The 17,006-nt window shown below is 70.4% G+C and carries 16 protein-coding genes; 11 read left to right on the forward strand and 5 right to left on the reverse strand.

The features are described 5' to 3' along the window. Positions 1–34 precede the first annotated feature (34 nt). The 3 genes from FHP08_RS04985 (at position 35) to FHP08_RS04995 (ending at position 3,206) form a co-directional block, all read left to right on the forward strand. Positions 35–1,132: a TRAP transporter substrate-binding protein gene (locus FHP08_RS04985; protein ID WP_147703231.1), complete on the forward strand. Its 1,098-nt coding sequence runs from the start codon at positions 35–37 to the stop codon at positions 1,130–1,132. Between the two features lie 130 nt (positions 1,133–1,262). Further along, the gene (locus FHP08_RS04990; RefSeq protein ID WP_147703232.1) at positions 1,263–1,808 is read left to right on the forward strand and encodes a TRAP transporter small permease subunit; all 546 of its coding nucleotides are present in this window, start codon (positions 1,263–1,265) and stop codon (positions 1,806–1,808) included. 6 nt (positions 1,809–1,814) lie between these two features. Beyond that, entirely contained in the window at positions 1,815–3,206 is a 1,392-nt protein-coding gene (locus tag FHP08_RS04995; protein ID WP_147703233.1) for a TRAP transporter large permease, read from the forward strand. A gap of 60 nt (positions 3,207–3,266) precedes the next feature. Here FHP08_RS04995 and FHP08_RS05000 read toward each other — a convergent pair whose 3' ends face one another. The 4 genes from FHP08_RS05000 to argH all read right to left on the reverse strand — a co-directional run bounded on the left by FHP08_RS05000 (position 3,267) and on the right by argH (position 6,943). Continuing rightward, complete coding sequence (locus FHP08_RS05000) at positions 3,267–3,623, reverse strand: hypothetical protein (protein WP_147703234.1); 357 nt, start codon at positions 3,621–3,623, stop codon at positions 3,267–3,269. Positions 3,624–3,659: 36 nt separating this feature from the next. Next, positions 3,660–4,982 carry a hemolysin family protein gene (locus tag FHP08_RS05005; protein ID WP_147703235.1) on the reverse strand — a complete coding sequence of 441 codons (1,323 nt, stop codon included), beginning with the start codon at positions 4,980–4,982 and terminating at the stop codon, positions 3,660–3,662. 136 nt (positions 4,983–5,118) lie between these two features. Then, positions 5,119–5,529: a RidA family protein gene (locus FHP08_RS05010; RefSeq protein WP_147703236.1), complete on the reverse strand. Its 411-nt coding sequence runs from the start codon at positions 5,527–5,529 to the stop codon at positions 5,119–5,121. A 16-nt stretch (positions 5,530–5,545) separates the two neighbouring features. Then, positions 5,546–6,943: an argininosuccinate lyase gene (argH, locus tag FHP08_RS05015; protein ID WP_147703237.1), complete on the reverse strand. Its 1,398-nt coding sequence runs from the start codon at positions 6,941–6,943 to the stop codon at positions 5,546–5,548. Between the two features lie 142 nt (positions 6,944–7,085). On the opposite strand from argH, the gene FHP08_RS05020 reads away from it, so the two are divergent. The 6 genes from FHP08_RS05020 to FHP08_RS05045 are packed head-to-tail and all read left to right on the forward strand — an operon-like array spanning position 7,086 to position 13,171. Then, complete coding sequence (locus tag FHP08_RS05020) at positions 7,086–8,183, forward strand: sensor histidine kinase (protein ID WP_187272173.1); 1,098 nt, start codon at positions 7,086–7,088, stop codon at positions 8,181–8,183. Then, positions 8,152–8,952: a LytR/AlgR family response regulator transcription factor gene (locus FHP08_RS05025; protein ID WP_147703239.1), complete on the forward strand. Its 801-nt coding sequence runs from the start codon at positions 8,152–8,154 to the stop codon at positions 8,950–8,952. The genes FHP08_RS05020 and FHP08_RS05025 overlap by 32 nt, the downstream gene beginning before the upstream one ends. Positions 8,953–8,957: 5 nt before the next feature. Beyond that, a complete protein-coding gene (hemC, locus tag FHP08_RS05030) occupies positions 8,958–9,908 on the forward strand; it encodes a hydroxymethylbilane synthase (RefSeq protein ID WP_147703240.1) in 951 nt (316 codons plus the stop codon). Continuing rightward, positions 9,890–10,711 carry a uroporphyrinogen-III synthase gene (locus FHP08_RS05035; RefSeq protein ID WP_187272174.1) on the forward strand — a complete coding sequence of 274 codons (822 nt, stop codon included), beginning with the start codon at positions 9,890–9,892 and terminating at the stop codon, positions 10,709–10,711. The genes hemC and FHP08_RS05035 overlap by 19 nt, the downstream gene beginning before the upstream one ends. Then, positions 10,704–11,885 carry a uroporphyrinogen-III C-methyltransferase gene (locus FHP08_RS05040; protein ID WP_147703242.1) on the forward strand — a complete coding sequence of 394 codons (1,182 nt, stop codon included), beginning with the start codon at positions 10,704–10,706 and terminating at the stop codon, positions 11,883–11,885. Before FHP08_RS05035 ends, FHP08_RS05040 begins: the two co-directional genes overlap by 8 nt. A gap of 14 nt (positions 11,886–11,899) precedes the next feature. Beyond that, entirely contained in the window at positions 11,900–13,171 is a 1,272-nt protein-coding gene (locus FHP08_RS05045) for a heme biosynthesis HemY N-terminal domain-containing protein (RefSeq protein ID WP_147703243.1), read from the forward strand. A gap of 357 nt (positions 13,172–13,528) precedes the next feature. On the opposite strand, the gene FHP08_RS05050 is transcribed toward FHP08_RS05045, so the two are convergent. Then, on the reverse strand, positions 13,529–15,004 hold the full coding sequence (locus FHP08_RS05050; RefSeq protein WP_147703244.1) for an aldehyde dehydrogenase family protein: 1,476 nt from the start codon (positions 15,002–15,004) through the stop codon (positions 13,529–13,531). Positions 15,005–15,212: 208 nt separating this feature from the next. On the opposite strand from FHP08_RS05050, the gene ppa reads away from it, so the two are divergent. Continuing rightward, positions 15,213–15,761, forward strand: coding sequence for an inorganic diphosphatase (ppa, locus tag FHP08_RS05055; protein WP_147703245.1), 549 nt, complete (start codon positions 15,213–15,215; stop codon positions 15,759–15,761). A gap of 102 nt (positions 15,762–15,863) precedes the next feature. Beyond that, the gene (locus tag FHP08_RS05060; protein WP_147703246.1) at positions 15,864–17,003 is read left to right on the forward strand and encodes an efflux RND transporter periplasmic adaptor subunit; all 1,140 of its coding nucleotides are present in this window, start codon (positions 15,864–15,866) and stop codon (positions 17,001–17,003) included. The last annotated feature ends 3 nt before the right edge of the window (positions 17,004–17,006 follow it).

Raw genomic sequence — 17,006 nt, forward strand, 5'->3', positions numbered from 1 at the left:
GGTCTCAACGATTCGTTCCAAGGAGACACCGTACATGGATCGCCGTTCCGCACTGAAGAAGACCCTGACCGCCGGCGCAGCCGCCGGCGCGGCCACGCTGGCCGCCCCCGCCATCTCGCAGGGCAAGATCGAGTGGCGCATGGTCACGACCTGGCCGAAGAACTTCCCGGGCCTGGGCGTGGGCGCCGAGAACCTGGCCAAGCGCATCACCACGATGTCCGGCGGCCGCCTGACGATCAAGGTGTTCGCGGCGGGTGAAATGGTTCCGCCTCTGCAGGCGCTCGACGCGGTCATCAACGGCACCGCCGAGATGAGCCACGGCGCCGCCTACTACTGGCAGAACAAGAACCCGGGCCTGTCCTTCTTCACTGGCGTGCCCTACGGCATGACCTCGCGCGAACTGGCGGCCTGGGTCCGCTTCCTCGGCGGCCAGCAGATCTGGGACGAGATCTACGACCAGTTCGGCGTGCAGGGCTTCCTGTCCGGCGATACCGGCACCCAGACGGGCGGCTGGTTCCGCAAGGAGCTGAAGAGCCTGGCCGACATCAAGGGCCTTCGCTTCCGCACGCCGGGCCTGGGCGGCCAGGTGTGGGCGAAGCTGGGCGCCTCGGTCACCAACCTGGCGGCCGGAGAGATCTTCCAGGCCCTGCAGAGCGGCACGCTCGACGCGGCCGAGTTCGTGGGCCCGTACAACGACCTGGCCCTGGGCTTCCACCAGGTGGCGAAGAACTACTACATGTCGAGCTTCGTCGAGCCGGGCCTGGCCACCGAGGCCGTGGTCAACAAGTCGAAGTTCAAGGCCCTGCCTGCCGACCTGCAGGAGATCGTCCGCACCGCCTGCCAGGCCGAGTACGACCAGGTCGCCTCGGACTTCTACGCCAACGACCCGCGCGCCCTGGAAACGCTGATGACCAAGCATGGCGTGACCATCCGCCAGTTCCCGGACGACATCGTCGAGGCCGGCGCCAAGGCCGCCGTCGAGGTCATGACGGCGCTGCGCAGCAGCGACAACGCGCTGGCCAAGAAGACGGTCGAGAGCTTCCTGTCCGCGCTCAACCTGATGCGCGCGCGTGCCGAGGCGACCGACCTTCCGTACCTGCTGGCCCGCCAGAAGTACTTCAAGCTGAAGTAAGGGCAGGCCTTTCCGGCCAGCCGCCTTCCCCGGCGGCGCGGCCGGAGATCCCGAAGGCCGCGGCACCCCGCGGCCTTCGGTCGTTTCGAGAGCCCGGACCCGGAATGCCATCCCCCGGGAGGCAGCAAACATGAAGTCGCTCGCATTGATCGTCACCGCCATCGGGCGCCTGAACGGGCTCGTCGGCAAGACCTTTTCCTGGCTCGCGTTCGCCGCGGTCGTCGTCTGCTTCACCGTCGTCGTCCAGCGCTACGTGTTCTCGACCACGCAGTTGTGGATGCAGGATCTCTACGTCTGGCTGAACGGCGCCATGTTCATGGCCGTGGCCGGCTACGCGCTGCTCACCGACAGCCATGTGCGCGTCGACATCTTCTATCGGCCGGCCCCGCTGCGAAAGAAGGCGGTGCTCGACATGGTCGGCGTGATCGTCTTCCTGCTCCCGTTCTGCGCGGTCGTCTGGCTCTGGGGCTTCGAGTACGTGCAGCGCTCGTGGATGCTCAAGGAGGGCTCGGCGAACCCGGGCGGCATGCCCGGCCTGTTCATCCTGAAGGCCTTCATCCTCGCGTTCGTCGTCCTGGTCGGATTGCAGGGAATCGCGATGCTCGCGCGCAGCATCCTCGTACTCGCCGGGCGGGAACACCTGCTGCCCGCGCAGTTCCGCTACGGTCAGGGATAAGCCACGATGGATTCCGTCCTGCTCGGCGAGATCCTCGCCGTCTTCATGTTCCTCGGCGTCATCGCGACGCTGCTCATCGGCTTCCCGGTCTCGTTCTCGCTGGCCGGCACCTCGCTGATATTCGCGCTGGTCGGCTGGCTGCTCGGGGTCTTCGATCCATCGAACTTCGGGGCGCTCGCCTCGCGCTACGTCGGCTTCATGACCAACGAGGTCCTGGTCGCGGTGCCCCTGTTCATCTTCATGGGCACGGTGCTCGAGCGATCGCAGATCGCGGAGGAACTGCTGACCACGATGGGGCGCGTCTTCGGCACCCTGCGCGGCGGGCTGGCCTTCTCGGTCATCGCGGTCGGCGCGCTGCTCGCGGCCTCGACCGGCGTGGTCGGCGCCACCGTCGTGACCATGGGCCTGATCAGCCTGCCGGCCATGATGCGCGCTGGCTACGACCCGAAGCTCGCCTCGGGCGTGATCTGCGCGTCGGGCACGCTGGGCCAGATCATTCCGCCGTCCACCGTGCTGATCTTCATGGGCGACATGCTGGCAGGCATCAACGCCCAGGTTCAGATGGCCAAGGGCAACTTCGCGCCCACGCCCGTGTCGGTCGGCGATCTGTTCGCCGGCGCGATGATCCCCGGATTGCTGCTCGTCGGCCTGTACTTCCTGTACACGATCTACAAGGCGGTCTTCGATCCCAAATCCTGTCCGGCGATGGTCGTCACCGAAGCGGAGAAGGCCGCGCTCGGTCGCGACGTGCTGACCGCGCTGCTCCCGCCGCTCGCCCTGATCGTCGCGGTGCTCGGCTCGATCCTGGGCGGCATTGCCACGCCGACCGAGTCGGCCTCGGTCGGTGCCGTCGGCGCGATGATCCTCGCGATCGCCAAGAAGCGGTTCAGCTTTGCGATGCTGCGCGAGTCGACGATCGCTACCGCCACCGTCACCTCGATGGTCTTCGTGATCCTGCTCGGCGCTGCGGTGTTCTCGATCGTGTTCCGGATGATGGGCGGCGACGACCTGGTACACGAGTTCCTGACCGACCTGCCGGGCGGAGCGATCGGGGCGCTGATCGTCGTGATGTTCGTGATGTTCCTGCTCGGGTTCATCCTCGACACCTTCGAGATCATCTTCATCGTGATCCCGATCACCGCGCCGGTGCTGCTGAACCTGGGCGTCGATCCGGTCTGGCTCGGGGTGCTGGTGGGCGTGAACCTGCAGACCAGCTTCCTGACGCCGCCCTTCGGGTTCTCCCTCTTCTATCTTCGCGGGGTCGCGCCGTCCAGCGTGTCCACGGGAATGATCTACAAGGGAGTGGTTCCCTTCGTCGCGCTGCAGATCGTGGCGATCGCACTGCTGCTCAGCTTCCCGGCCCTGGCCACCTGGCTGCCGAAGGTCATCTACCAGTAAGGGGCCACGCTCCCGCGGCGCGCATTCCGGGCCCTGCGGGCCAAGCGTCGCCGGGAACGCTCAGCGCTGCGGCCGATCGGGGCCGGGGTCATCGGCCGATCGGGACCGCTCGCTCTCCTTCGGCTCGCTTGCCGGGCTGCGGGTGCTGCCCGGTTCGATCTCGCGCATCTCGACGTCGATCACCGCGCCCCCGGGCCGGCTCCCGGCCGAACCGCGGCCGAACGGACCGTCGGCAGGCCCCTGGGAGGCGCTGCGGCGGCCCCGGGCGCCGAACCAGGCGGCGATCGCCGCGACCAGCCCGATCGCCAGGCCCGACAGCAGGGTGAAAAGGCCCAGCACGACGGCAAGCGCCGCGCCGAGGAGCAGGGCGGCAACCGCCGCGACGCGCGCGAGCGCGCGCTGGAGCATGGCAATCATCGGCTTTCCTCTCGTCCGGCAGGCCGGCGGCGCGCGTCAGGCGCCGGCGTCCTCGCCCGAATCTTCGTCCGGCGGGAGCGAGACCTGGCTGGCCAGCACCTTGTCGATCCGCTTGCCGTCCATGTCGACGACCTCGAATCGCCAGTTCTCCCAGACCACGGTATCGCCCGTTTGCGGCATCCGGCCGAGCAGGAGCATCAGCATGCCGGCCAGCGCCTGGTAGCGTGCGCGTTCCTCGTCGGGTGCCGCGCGCAGTTCGAGCCGGTCCTTCAGCTCGGGAATCGGGATCAGGCCGTCGAGCAGCCAGGAGCCGTCCTCGCGCTGCACCGCCCAGCTGGTTTCCTCGTCGGGGGCGCCGAACTCGCCGGTGATCGCCTCGAGGAGGTCCTGCAGCGTGATCAGGCCCTGGATCTCGCCGAACTCGTCGACGACCAGCGCGCAGTGCGCATTCGACGAGCGGAAGTTCTCGAGCAATTCCATTCCGGTGAGCGTCTCGGGCACGAAGAGCGCGGGCTGCAGGTCCTGGGTCAGGTCGAAGCTCTTTCCGGTCAAGGAACGCGCCAGCAGCTGCTTGGTGTGGATGATCCCGCGCACGTTGTTGAGCTCTCCGTCGCAGACCGGGAAGCGCGAGTGCACGGTGTTCGCCACCGTCGCCAGGTTGTCCTCGATCGGGTCGCTCAGGTCCAGCCAGACGATGTCCGGGCGCGGCACCATCAGCGAGGAGATCTGCCGGTCGTCGAGCCGGAACACATTGCGAACCATCGCGTGCTCGCTCTGCTCGATGACGCCGCTCTGCGAGCCCTCGGCCAGCATCGCGTGGATTTCCTCCTCGGTGACCGAGGGGCCGGCTTCGCGGTTCGCACCCATCACCCGGAGCAGCAGCTCGGTCGACTTCGAGAGCAGCCAGACGAAGGGTTTGGAGGCGAGCGACAGGAAGGTCATCGGCCGCGCCACGAAGCGGGCGATGCCTTCGGGACTGAACTGGCCGAGCCGCTTGGGCACCAGCTCGCCGACCACAATCGACACGTAGGTGACCACCACGACGACCAGCGCGGTGGCGGCGTAGTCAGACCAGGGCTGTGTGGCACCGAGCGTTTCGAGCCAGTCCGCGAAGGGCGCGGCGAGCGCCGCCTCGCCGACGATGCCGTTCAGGATGCCGATCGAGGTGATCCCGATCTGGATCGTGGACAGAAAGCGATTCGGGTCTTCGCCCAGCGCCAGCGCCACGGCCGCCGATTTGTCGCCGTCGTCCTTGAGCTTCTGCAGGCGCGCGCGCCGCGCGGTGACCAGTGCGATCTCGGACATCGCGAACAGGCCGTTCAGCACGATGAGGCCGAGCAGGATGAAGATCTCGGTCATCGTTGCGGTGCCGTGAAGGCAGGGTGGGGAATGGCGCCGGGTCGGCGCGGCTCGGGCTCTGTGTCGTTCATCGTGTCGGGGTGCACCGCCGGCACCCGCCTGGCGATCGGCCCCGCGGGGGTTCCGGAACGGCCGATTATAGCGGCTGGGCCGGCGCCACCATGGCGATCGCCTCCACCTCCAGCATAAGGTCCGGGTGGGCGAGCGACGACACCCCGACCATCGTGCTGGCGGGCAGGCGGTCCGGGGCCATGAATGGCGCTCGGGCCGCACGAACGATCCGTGCCTTCTCCGGATCGAGATCGCGGACGAACAGGGTGGTCTTGACCAGGTCGTCCAGGGTGGCGCCGACGGCGGCCAGCGCTTTCGCGAGATTCCCGTAGACCTGTCGCGTCTGCAAGGCGAGATCGCCACGGCCCACGATGGTGCCGTTGGCGTCGTAGGCGACCTGGCCCGAGACCAGGACCGTATCGCGGCCGGTGCTGCGCACCACGTGAACGAATCCGTTCGGTCGGGCGAGCGTGTCGGGGTCGAGGCGAAGATTCAAGCTTCTCTCCGGTCGTTCAGCCGCCAAGCCGCTGCCGGTGCGCCGCGATCGCCTGCCGCACCTGTCCGGGGGCGGTGCCGCCGGGGTGGTTCCGGGCGTTCACCGAACCCTCGAGCGTGAGCGCCTCGAACACGTCGGCCCCGACCAGCGGCGAGAAGGCCCGCAGTTCGTCGAGCGAAAGCTCGGAGAGGTCCACGCCGCGGTCGGAGGCAGCGCGCACCGCCCGCGCGACCGCCTCGTGGGCGTCGCGAAAGGGCAGGCCCTTGCGGACCAGGTAGTCGGCCAGGTCGGTGGCGGTGGAGAAGCCCTCGGCTGCGGCCTGGCGCATGCGATCGGCCCTCACGGCGATGCCGCCGCTCATGTCGGCAAAGATGCGCAGGGTTTCGAGCACGGTGTCGGCCGTGTCGAACAAAGGTTCCTTGTCCTCCTGGTTGTCCTTGTTGTAGGCCAGCGGCTGCCCTTTCATCAGGGTGAGCAGCGCGACCAGGTGGCCGTTGACCCGTCCGGTCTTGCCTCGGGCCAGCTCCGGGACGTCCGGATTCTTCTTCTGCGGCATGATCGACGAGCCGGTGCAGAAGCGGTCGGCCAGGTCGATGAACCCGACCCGCGGCGACATCCACAGGATCAGTTCCTCGGAGAGCCGCGACACGTGGGTCATGACCAGCGCCGCCGCGGCGCAGAACTCGATCGCGAAGTCGCGATCCGAGACCGCGTCGAGCGAGTTGGCGCAGATGCCGTCGAAGCCGAGCGCGCGCGCGACCATCTCGCGGTCGATCGGGTAGCTGGTGCCGGCCAGGGCGGCGGCGCCCAGCGGCAGCCGGTTGACCCGCTTGCGGCAGTCCCGCATGCGCTCGGCATCGCGGGAGAACATCTCCACGTAGGCGAGCAGGTGGTGGCCGAAGGTCACCGGCTGGGCCACCTGCAGGTGGGTGAAGCCGGGCATGATCGTGCCGGCGTGCTCGTCGGCCTTGGCGAGCAGCGCCTGCTGCAGCGCCTCGAGCGCCGCGACGATGTCGTCGATCGTGCCGCGCAGCCAGAGGCGGATGTCGGTGGCGACCTGGTCGTTGCGCGAGCGTGCGGTGTGCAGGCGCTTGCCGGCGTCGCCGACCAGCTCGGTCAGGCGCTTCTCGATGTTCAGATGGACGTCTTCGAGATCGATCGACCAGTGGAAGGCGCCGCTGGCGATCTCGCCCCGGATCGTTTCCATGCCCGCGCGGATCGCCTTCAGGTCGTCGGCGGAGAGCAGGCCGACCGATTCGAGCATCGCCGCATGCGCCAGGGAGCCATCGATGTCGGCCATCGCGAGGCGCTTGTCGAAGCCCACCGACGCGGTGTAGCGCTTGACGAGCTCGCTCACCGGCTCGGAGAAGCGCGCGGACCAGGCCTCGGATTTCCTGGCGAATTGATCTGTCATAATCGGTCGGATAAGGGGAAGGGGCGGCCGTGCACCGTGAGTCGGGCGGCGATCGGCCCTCGATTATACGGTTCGACCCGCGCGGGTCCTGGGCATGGCCCGAGCGCGGCGCGAACCGCGGCCAGGACGACAAGGACGATCGATGAACGATGCCCAGCCGCCGGCACCGCGACGCCGGCGACTGACCGATGGTGCTGCCTTGCCGGTGCTCCCGGACTGCTGCAACCTCGGCACGGTGGCACGGGTGCTGCTGCCGCTGAACGTCGCGCTGGTGCTCGTCGCGCTGGTCGCGGCGCCGGACATCCGCTCGGTGCCCGCCGCCGCCATGCGCGCCGGCGCCGTCGCCAACCCGGTCGCGCTGCTGTCGCTGCTGGCATTCTGCTTCGCCCGCAGGATCGTCAATGGCTGGCCGCGGCCGGCGCAGTGGGCGGCGGCGCTGGCGCTTCCGTCGATGCTGGCGTTCGCGGTCGCGGTGTTCGTGGGCTGGGTGCAGGATGGCAATCGCAGCCTGCCGGACCTGCTGCTCGGCGCCTTCTACACGGTGCCGCTGACCGCCGCGATCACCTGGCTGATCGCCGAGTTCCTGCGCCTGCGCCTGGTCTCGCTGCAGCCCTCGCAGGCCGAGGGACGGTTGCAGGCGCTGCAGGCGCGCATCCGCCCGCACTTCCTCTTCAACAGCCTGAACACCGTGATCGGGCTGATGCGCAGCGACCCGCGCCAGGCCGAGCGAACGCTCGAGAACCTGGCCGATCTGTTCCGCGTGTTCATGAAGGACAGCCGCGAGCTGGTGCCGCTGGACGACGAGGTGCTGCTCTGCAAGGAGTACCTGACCATCGAGAAGCTGCGGCTCACCGACCGGCTCGAGGTCCACTGGGATCTCGGCGCCATGCCGGGCGATGCGCTGTTGCCCTCGCTATTGTTGCAGCCGCTGGTGGAGAATGCGGTCCATCACGGCATCGAGCCGCGCACCGAGCCGGGCGAGGTCCGCATCCGGATCTCCCGCAACAGCGACCGGGTGCGGGTCGAGATCATGAACCCGCTGCCGGACGCGCCGCCGGTACGATCGGGCAACCACATGGCGCTGTCCAACGTTCGCGAACGTCTTGCGCTGACCTTCGATGTGGAAGGGCAGCTCGAAACCCAGGCGGAAGACGGCCTGTTCCGGGTCGTCGTCCAGTTTCCCTACCGCAAAGAGAGAAGACGCCGAGATGTCAGACGTACCTTCGATCCTGATCGTTGACGACGAACCGGTCGCCCGCTCGCGGCTTCGCGAGCTGCTCGCCGACCTGGCGCCCGACTTCCCGCACCGCATCGTCGGCGAGGCGCCCAACGCGCCCGAGGCGCTCTCGCAGATCGAGGTCGCGCAGCCCCAGATCGTGCTGCTCGACATCCAGATGCCCGGCATGACCGGCATCGAGCTCGCCCGGCACATCTCGGCGCGCGCGCAGGCGGCAGAGTCGCCCCGGCAGATGCCGCTGATCATCTTCGTGACCGCCTACGACGAATTCGCGGTCGACGCCTTCGAAGTCCGCGCCATCGACTACCTGCTCAAGCCGGTCCGCGCCGAGCGGCTGGGCCAGGCGCTGCGCCGGGCGCTCACGCGGCTGCCCAGCGAGCACGCTCAGCAGATCGACGAGCTCGCCGTGGCCACCAACACCCGCCGCCGGCACCTGTCGGTGCACGAGCGGGGCCGCGTGATCCTGGTGCCGCTCGAGCAGGTCATCTACCTGAAGGCCGAGCTCAAGTACATCACCGTGCGCACCAAGGAACGCGAGTACCTGATCGAGGAGTCGCTGACCGGGCTCGAGGACGAGTTCAGCGACCGCTTCGTGCGCATCCACCGCAACGCGCTGGTCGCGCGCCCGTCGATCGCCGGCTTCGAGCGGGTGCAGCCGCAAGGCGACACCGAGGGCGGCGACCCGTACTGGCAGGTGGTGTTGCGCGACGTGACCGAGCGGCTGCCGGTCAGCCGGCGGCAGTGGTCCATCGTCAAGAACCTGGTCGGCTGAGCGGCATGTCCACGACTCCGAGCGGCCTGCCGAAACGCCTGGTCATCGCCTCGCGCGAGAGCCGGCTCGCCATGTGGCAGGCCGAGCACGTCAGGGATCGCCTTCGCGCGCTGTACCCCGATTGCGAGGTCGCCATCCTCGGCATGACCACCCTCGGCGACCAGGTGCTCGACCGCGCCCTCAACGAGATCGGCGGCAAGGGCCTGTTCATCAAGGAGCTGGAGGTCGCGCTGCTCGACGGCCGGGCCGACCTGGCGGTCCACTCGCTGAAGGACGTGCCGATGGAGCTGGCCCCGCAGTTCGCGCTGCCGATCGTCATGAAGCGCGAGGATCCTCGAGACGCCTTCGTCTCCGGTCGCTTCGCCTCGCTCGATGCGCTGCCGGCCGGCGCGCGGGTCGGTACCTCCAGCCTGCGCCGCGCCGCGCAGATCCGGCACCGTTATCCGGGCCTGGTGGTCCTGCCGCTGCGCGGCAACGTGAATACCCGCCTGTCCAAACTCGACAGCGGCCAGTACGACGCCATCATCCTGGCGGCGGCGGGCCTCAAGCGGCTGGGGCTGGCCGACCGGATCCGGGCGATCGTGCCGCCCGAGCTCAGCCTGCCGGCCGCGGGGCAGGGTGCGCTCGGCATCGAGACCCTGGCCGGGCGCCCGGAGCTCGAGGCCTGGCTGGCGCCGCTGGCCGACCCGAAGACGGCGGCCGAAGTGGCCGCCGAGCGCGCGGTCTCGCGCGTGCTGGGCGGCAGCTGCCGGGTGCCGCTCGCGGCCTGGTGCGTGTCCCGCGCCGATGGAGGGCTCGAACTGGTGGCCCGGGTGGCAGCCGAGGACGGCAGCGCGATGGTCGAGGCCGTCGAACGCTGCCCGCAGGCCGACCGGGCATCGGCCGAGCGGATCGGCGAGCGTGCTGCGCGCCGGTTGCTGGAGCAAGGCGCAGCGCAGTGGCTCGGCTCGTCCTGACGCTGCCCGAGCCGCGCGCCGCGAGCTTGGCGCGCGTGCTCGTCGAGCGCGGCCACGAGGCTCTGCGCTTCGCATTCGTGGCCTTGCATCCGCTGACCGGATTGCCGGGCGCCGCCGCGCTGATGGCGGCCCTTGCGCGCTTCGATCGCGTCGTGTTCGTGAGCCCCACCGCGATCGAGGTCTTCGCCGACGCCCTGCATGACGGCTGGCCTTCCGGGCTCGCGCCCGCGGTCGTCGGCCCGGGCAGCCTTGCGGTGCTGGCCGATCGTGGGGGCGACCGCCACCCTGGATTGCTGGTTCCCCCGGGGCCGGCCTACGATGCCGAGGCCTTGCTGGCGCTGCCCGCGCTCGCCGCGCCGCTTCACGGCCGGATCCTGGTGGTCCGGGCAGAGGGCGGAAACCCGAGGATCGAAAGGGAGCTGGCTGCCCGTGGCGCACGAACCGAGGTGTTCGAGGCCTATCGGCGGACGGCGTTGCAGCCGGATCGGGGCGGCATCGACCTTCTGGCGCGCTGGCTTTCGGAACGAGAGACCTCTTGCGTGCGCGTGCTGGTGACCACCGTCGAGGCGGCCGAGCGGCTCGCCGAACTGGCCGGGGGCCCCGGGGCACTGGGCAGCCTGCGCGACATCGACGCGCTGGCGATCCATCCGCGCATCGCCGACCGGCTGCGCACGCTCGGCTGGAAATCGGTTACGCCGATCGAACCTGGCCTGGAAGCGCTGCTCGCCGCGATAGAATCGGATCGGCGGGTGGCGGAAGCCCCCGGGCAGCGCCAACATCGCAGCGGAAGCGACAGTGACTGATACCGAGCAGAAACGAACCGGCGAAGACGCGAGCAGCGAGGGCGGCAGCGCTGAGGCCGCGCGCGAAGCAGCGGCCCCGGCGATGCCAGTGGCCCCGGGCTCCGCCGCGCCTGCAGCCGAGACCTCGCGCGGCTCGGGGCGAGCCGGCCTGGTGGCAGGCGTCGTCGCCATCGTGATCGCGCTGGTCGTGGGCGCCTGGGCCATGCAGCGCTTCGAGCGGATCGAGGGCGAGATCGCCCGCCGGCTGCAGGCGACCGAGCAGCAGTTGGCCGCGCTCGATGCGATGCTCGGGCAGTCGCGCGATCTGCTGCGCGATCTCCAGGGTCGCAACGCGGTGCTCGAGAACAAGCTGGCCGAGACCGCGGGGCTGCAGGCGCAGGTCGAGAAGCTCTTCCGCGACCGCGCCGAGGACTCCTTCGACGTCACGCTTGCCGAGGCCGAATCGGGACTGGCCCTGGCGGCGCAACAACTGGCGCTGGGCGCCGATGTCGAAGCGGTGCTCGCGGCGATCCAGAACATCGAGGCTCGCCTCGCCCGCGAGAGCGACGCGCGGCTGGGCCCGGTTCGCGCCGTGCTGGCGCGCGACATCGAGCGCCTGCGCGTGCACCCCTCGAGCGATGTCGGCCGGCTGGCGCTGCGCCTCGACGCGCTGATCGCCGCGCTCGACCAGCTGCCGCTGCTGGCCACGATCCGCGAGCCGGTCGAGACCGCCAACGGCCTGGTCGATGCAGCACCGGGGGGCGCCGCCCCGGCGCCGTCCGCGGTTTCGGGTTCCGACGCCCCCACGCCCGCGGCGGCTTCGGCCGCCGACCGGATCGGTGCCACGCTCGGCGCCTTCGGCAAGGAGCTGCGCGACCTCTTCCGGGTGCGTCGCGTCGATTCGCCCGATGCCGTGCTGGTCGCGCCCCAACAGGCTTATTTCCTGCGCCAGAACCTCCGGCTGATGCTGCTCAACGCCCGGCTGGCGCTGCTCTCGCGCAACGGCGACGCCTATCGCGCAGACCTGGAGCGCGCCCGCCGCTGGATCCACAGCTACTACGACGGCGAGCACCGCAACGTGATCGCGGTGCAGAACCAGCTGCGGCAGATGCTCGACGCCAGGCTGGTGCTCGAGCCGCCGCGCATCGACGACAGCCTCGCGGCGGTGCGCAAGGCGCGCGCCGCGGTGCGCTGAGCCGGGGGGCCGCGATGCGCCGCGTCGTCTGGCTGCTGATCGTCGTCTCGGCCGCTGTCGGCATCGCCCTGCTGATGCGGGTGGGCCACGGCAACGTGGCGATCCTCTGGCCGCCGTACCGGATCGACTTGTCGGTCAACCTGGCGGTGCTGATCCTGATCGTGCTCTTCCTGCTGCTGCACCTGCTGTTCGGGGTGCTGTCGGGAGCGCTGAACCTGCCGGGCAGGGTGCGCGAATACCGCGAACGCCGGCAGCGCGACAAGGCGCTGGCAGGGCTTCGCGACAGCCTGCTCGCCTTCTTCGAAGGGCGCTTTGGCCGGGCCGAGCGGCTCGCCCGCGGCGCCCTTTCAGACGATGCGCTGGCCGGCTCGGCCGCGCTGATCGCAGCCCGTTCGGCCCAGCGGATGCGCGAGCCCGATCGGCGCGATCGCTGGATCGAATCGGCGACCGCCGTGCCGGCCGTCGAGAACGCGCGCCGCATGACCGAGGCCGAGCTGGCGCTCGAAGACCGCCGGCCCGAAGACGCGCTGGCCGCGATCGCGGACGTGCAGGTGCGCGGCACCCGGCACATCCACGCGCTGCGGCTCTCCTTGCGCGCCCACGAACAGCTGGGCCACTGGCCCGAGGTGCTCGAGCATGTTCGCCAGCTCGAGCGGCGCAGCGCGATCGAAGCGCCGGCTGCGCGCGTGTCGCGCGTGCGAGCGCTGCGCGCGATGCTCGACGGAGCGGGCGACGATGCCGAGACGGTCCGGCGCATCCTCGACGAGATTCCGGCGCCCGAACGCGAGATCGAGGAAGTCGCGCTGGCCGCCGTGCGGGCACTGCTGCGCGCGGGCCTGCACGAGCCGGCAGCCCGCATCGTCGAGCATGCGCTCGCGCAGCGCTACGATCCCGACCTGATCGCGCTCTGGCCCGAGCTCACCGCGATCCCCGGCCGCAAGCGGATCGCCCGCGCCGAGCAATGGTTGCAGCGCTGGGGAGAAGAGTCTTCGCTTCTGGTGGCGCTCGGCCGCCTGTGCGCCTCCGAAGCGCTCTGGGGCAAGGCCGAGGAGTTCCTGCTGCGCGCCGAGCGCAAGTCGCCCAACCCGGTCGCCCAGACCCTGCTGGCCAGTCTCTGCGAACGCCTCGAGCGCCCGGGAGACGCCGCCCACTGGTACCGCGAAGCCGCGCTGACCGCCTTCGGCGACGCAGCCTTCACCCTGGACCCGCGCCGCGTTCCGCAACTCCCCGAGATCGAAGAAGAAGACGAGCGCGACCCCCCGGCTTTACCGGTACCCGGCCCCTGAACGGCCCAGGCACGGTCGTCGACGAGGCCAGACACGGTCGTTGAAGTGGCCAGACGCTGTCCTTGAAGGCGATCGCGGTGCGTCACGCCCGAAAGTCGGGCGCGAGAACGACCCTGCACGCAACACCGTCCAGGCCCGGGAGGCGGCCCGCCGGCTTGCGGGACATTCGTGCAAGCCGAGCGCCACCGAAAGAAATCTCGCGGGACCCGTTCGTAGGGGCGAAGCCCCTTACGAGGCGGGTGCGAGATTTCGAGGTGGGCGAGGGCAGCCCCGCCCACGGCGGGGCTGCAGCACATGTCCCGCAAGCCGGCGGGCCGCCTCCCGGGTCGGGCGCAGGCCGCGACCTGCTTCGCCCGGTCAGCCGTGCCGCACCGCGATCGTCTTCAGCGTGGTGAAGCCGTACAGCGCCTCGAACCCCTTCTCGCGCCCGTAGCCGCTGTGCCCAACGCCGCCGAAGGGCAGCTCGACGCCGCCGCCCGCCCCGTAGTTGTTCACGAAGACCTGCCCGGCCCGCAAAGAGCGGGCCAGGCGCATCTGGCGGGCGCCGTCCCGGGTCCAGACGCCGGCCACCAGGCCGTAGGGCGTGCCGTTGGCGAGCGCCAGCGCGTGGGCCTCGTCGCGGAAGGAGGCGACCGCCAGCACCGGACCGAACACCTCTTCCTGGAACAGCGCGTTGTCGGCCGGCACTTCGTCGAACAGCACCGGCGCCTGGTAGAAACCTGCCGCCGGAACGTCGTCGGCCACCCGGCCCTGTGCCGCGACGCGCACGCCGCTGGTGCGCCCGCCGTCCAGGAACTCGCGCACCCGAGCAAGCTGGCGGCGCGAGACCAGCGGTCCGAGGTCCAGATCGGCCATGGCCGGGCCGGCGCGCAGCGCCGAGAAGCGCTCGGCGAGGCGCTCGAGCAGCCGATCGTGGACAGAGGCCTCGACCAGCACGCGGCTGCCGGCCGAGCAGGTCTGCCCGGCGTTCTGGATGATGGCGCCTACCAGGACCGGCAGGGCGGCATCGAGGTCGGCGTCGGCGAAGACCAGCTGCGGCGACTTGCCGCCCAGCTCCAGCGTGACCGGACAATGGCGCGCGGCCGCCGCGGCGGCGACCCGCCGGCCGGTGCCGGTGGAACCGGTGAAGGAGATGTGATCGATGCCGGGGTGCTCGCCGAGCGCCTGGCCGGCCTCGGCGCCCAGCCCGGTCACGATGTTCAGCACGCCGGGCGGGAAGCCCGCCTCGGCCGCGAGTTCCGCGGCGCGCAGCAACGACAGGCAGGCATCCTCGGCCGGCTTGACCACGCAGGCATTGCCGGCCGCGAGCGCGCCGCCCACCGTGCGGCCGAAGATCTGCATCGGGTAGTTCCAGGGCACGATGTGGCCGGTCACCCCGTGCGGCTCGCGCACCGTCAGCACCGTGTAGCCGTGCTGGTAGGGGAGGGTCTGGCCGTGCAGCTTGTCGGCCGCGCCGGCATAGAACTCGAAGTAGCGGGCCAGTGCGACCGCGTCGGCGCGCGCCTGGGAAATCGGCTTGCCGGTGTCGCGCGACTCGAGCGTCGCGAGCTCCTCCTGGTGGGCCAGCACCAGGTCGGACCAGCGGTGCAGCAGGCGGCCGCGCTCCACGGCGCTGGTGCGGCCCCAGACGCCCGCGGCCGCTTCGCCGGTTTCGCCGTCGAAGGCGCGGCGCGCGGCACGGACCGCCGCGTCGATGTCGCGCGCGTCGCCGCGGGCGATCTGCGCGAAAGTCGAGCCGTCCGAAGGATCCACGACCGGCAGGCTCTCGCCGCCGGCGGCCGGCACGGCTCGGTTGTCGATGAAGTGAACGTGGCGGGCAGGGCTCTGGAGCATGGGGACGTCCGTTCGATGTCGCGCAAGGCGCCATTATCGCGCCTGCCCGGCCCGTCGTTCGTCGCTTCGGCGTGCGAGCCGGATTGTGCGCTGCACAATTCGGCGACATCTCGCTACAATATCGGCTCGGCCGAGCCTGCTGCCGCGCTTCGCGCGCCGCCACCCAGGGCCCGGCGCCTCCCTCCGAACTTCCTCCTCAGAAACCGCCATGAACCTCGACCGAGTCGATTCCGGACGCGACCTGCCGCACGATTTCAACGTGATCATCGAAATTCCGATGGCCGCCGACCCGATCAAGTACGAGGTCGACAAGGAGACCGGCGCGCTTTTCGTGGACCGTTTCATGATGACCGCCATGCATTACCCGTGCAATTACGGCTACATCCCGCACACGGTGGCCGACGACGGCGACCCGGTCGACGTGCTGGTGATCACGCCGTTCCCGGTCACGACCGGCGCGGTGGTGCGCTGCCGGTCGCTCGGCATCCTGAAGATGGAAGACGAGGCCGGCGGCGACGCCAAGCTGGTCGCGGTGCCGATCGACAAGGTGCTGCCGATCTACAAGCACTGGAAGAAGATCACCGACATCGCCCCCGAGCGCCTGGCCACGATCCAGCACTTCTTCGAGCACTACAAGGACCTCGAAGCCGGCAAGTGGGTCAAGGTGGTCGGCTGGGGAGGGCCCGAGGAAGCCGCCGCCGAGATCACCGACGGCGTGGCCCGCTTCAAGGCGCTGAAGGACAAGCCGCGCTTCTGAGTCGCCGTCCGTCCGGACACGCGGCGGGGCGGGGCGTTCGTGCTGACGCGGCAGCCAGTTTCGACACATAATCCCGAGCTTGTTCCCAAGCAGGCCCCATCGATGTCGGACAAGCTCACGCGCCTCGCACTCGCCGGGGCGCTTGCCCTGACCCTCCTGGCAGGCTGCGGCGATCGCCGCGCGGAGGGCGCGCAGGGACCCGGCGCATCGCCGCCGCCGCCGCTGCCGGTCACCACGCTCACCGTCGCCCCGAAGCGCATTCAGGTCACCCTCGAGGCGGTGGGCCGGGCGGAAGGCTCGCGCGAGGTCGAGGTCAGGGCGCGCGTGAGCGGCATCCTCGAGCGCCAGCTGTTCCGCGAGGGCGACGCGGTGCGTGCCGGCGCGCCGATGTACCGGATCGAGCGCGCCCCCTTCGAGATCGCCCTGCAGCGCGCGAAGGCCGCGCTGGCCGAAACGCAGGCGCGCCGCGAGCGCGCGGCGGTCGAGGCGGCTCGGCTGAAGAAGCTGCTCGGCGAACGGGCCGTCAGCCAGCGCGAGTACGACGACGCGGCGGCCTCGCTGGCCCAGCTCGATGCGGCCCTGCAAGCGGCCCGCGCAGGCGTGCGCGAGGCCGAGCTCGATCTCTCCTACACCTCGGTCGAGGCCCCCGCCTCGGGCGTCGCCGGCCGCTCGCTGCGCTCCGAGGGCAGCCTGGTCGGCACGAGCCGCGACGATGGGCTCCTGACCACGATCGTGCGTCACGACCCGCTGTGGGTTCGCTTCTCCTTGTCCGAGTCCGAGTACGCCCGGCTCAGGGCGGGCCGGGGCGAGAAGTCCCGCGTCGCGGTCCGCGAAACGCCCGGGCAGGGCGGCAGCGCAAGCCAGCTGACCGGCAAGCTCAACTTCACCGGTTCGCGGGTCGACCCGCAGCTCGGCACGGTCCAGCTGCGCGCCGAATTCGCCAATCCGGATTCCCGGCTGCTGCCCGGCCAGTACCTGGGGCTCGCGGTCGAGATCGGCGAGACCGACGCGATCCTGGTGCCGCAATCGGCCGTCCAGCAGGGCGATCGGGGAAGCTTCGTGTGGGTCGTCGGCGACGACGACACCGTGGCGCCGCGCCCGGTGAAAACCGGCGAGTGGGTGGGCCGCGACTGGGTGGTTCGCGAGGGCCTGAAGGCGGGCGAGCGCGTCGCGGTGGACAACCTGATCCGGCTGCGCCCGGGCGCCAAGGTGGCGCCCAAGCCGCCGGCTCCGGCCTCCTGACGA

The sequence above is a fragment of the Zeimonas arvi genome (assembly GCF_008039575.1).
Lineage (GTDB): Bacteria > Pseudomonadota > Gammaproteobacteria > Burkholderiales > Burkholderiaceae_E > Zeimonas > Zeimonas arvi.

Excerpts from the sequence above, each read along its gene's own strand:
- ppa (WP_147703245.1), top strand. The coding sequence starts at position 15,213 with ATGAACCTCGACCGAGTCGATTCCGGACGCGACCTGCCGCACGATTTC.
- FHP08_RS05005 (WP_147703235.1), bottom strand. The coding sequence starts at position 4,982 with ATGACCGAGATCTTCATCCTGCTCGGCCTCATCGTGCTGAACGGCCTG.
- FHP08_RS05000 (WP_147703234.1), bottom strand. The coding sequence starts at position 3,623 with ATGATTGCCATGCTCCAGCGCGCGCTCGCGCGCGTCGCGGCGGTTGCC.
- argH (WP_147703237.1), bottom strand. The coding sequence starts at position 6,943 with ATGACAGATCAATTCGCCAGGAAATCCGAGGCCTGGTCCGCGCGCTTC.
- FHP08_RS05045 (WP_147703243.1), top strand. The coding sequence starts at position 11,900 with ATGCGCCGCGTCGTCTGGCTGCTGATCGTCGTCTCGGCCGCTGTCGGC.
- FHP08_RS04995 (WP_147703233.1), top strand. The coding sequence starts at position 1,815 with ATGGATTCCGTCCTGCTCGGCGAGATCCTCGCCGTCTTCATGTTCCTC.
- FHP08_RS04985 (WP_147703231.1), top strand. The coding sequence starts at position 35 with ATGGATCGCCGTTCCGCACTGAAGAAGACCCTGACCGCCGGCGCAGCC.
- FHP08_RS05025 (WP_147703239.1), top strand. The coding sequence starts at position 8,152 with ATGTCAGACGTACCTTCGATCCTGATCGTTGACGACGAACCGGTCGCC.
- FHP08_RS05050 (WP_147703244.1), bottom strand. The coding sequence starts at position 15,004 with ATGCTCCAGAGCCCTGCCCGCCACGTTCACTTCATCGACAACCGAGCC.
- FHP08_RS05060 (WP_147703246.1), top strand. The coding sequence starts at position 15,864 with ATGTCGGACAAGCTCACGCGCCTCGCACTCGCCGGGGCGCTTGCCCTG.
- FHP08_RS04990 (WP_147703232.1), top strand. The coding sequence starts at position 1,263 with ATGAAGTCGCTCGCATTGATCGTCACCGCCATCGGGCGCCTGAACGGG.
- FHP08_RS05020 (WP_187272173.1), top strand. The coding sequence starts at position 7,086 with ATGAACGATGCCCAGCCGCCGGCACCGCGACGCCGGCGACTGACCGAT.
- hemC (WP_147703240.1), top strand. The coding sequence starts at position 8,958 with ATGTCCACGACTCCGAGCGGCCTGCCGAAACGCCTGGTCATCGCCTCG.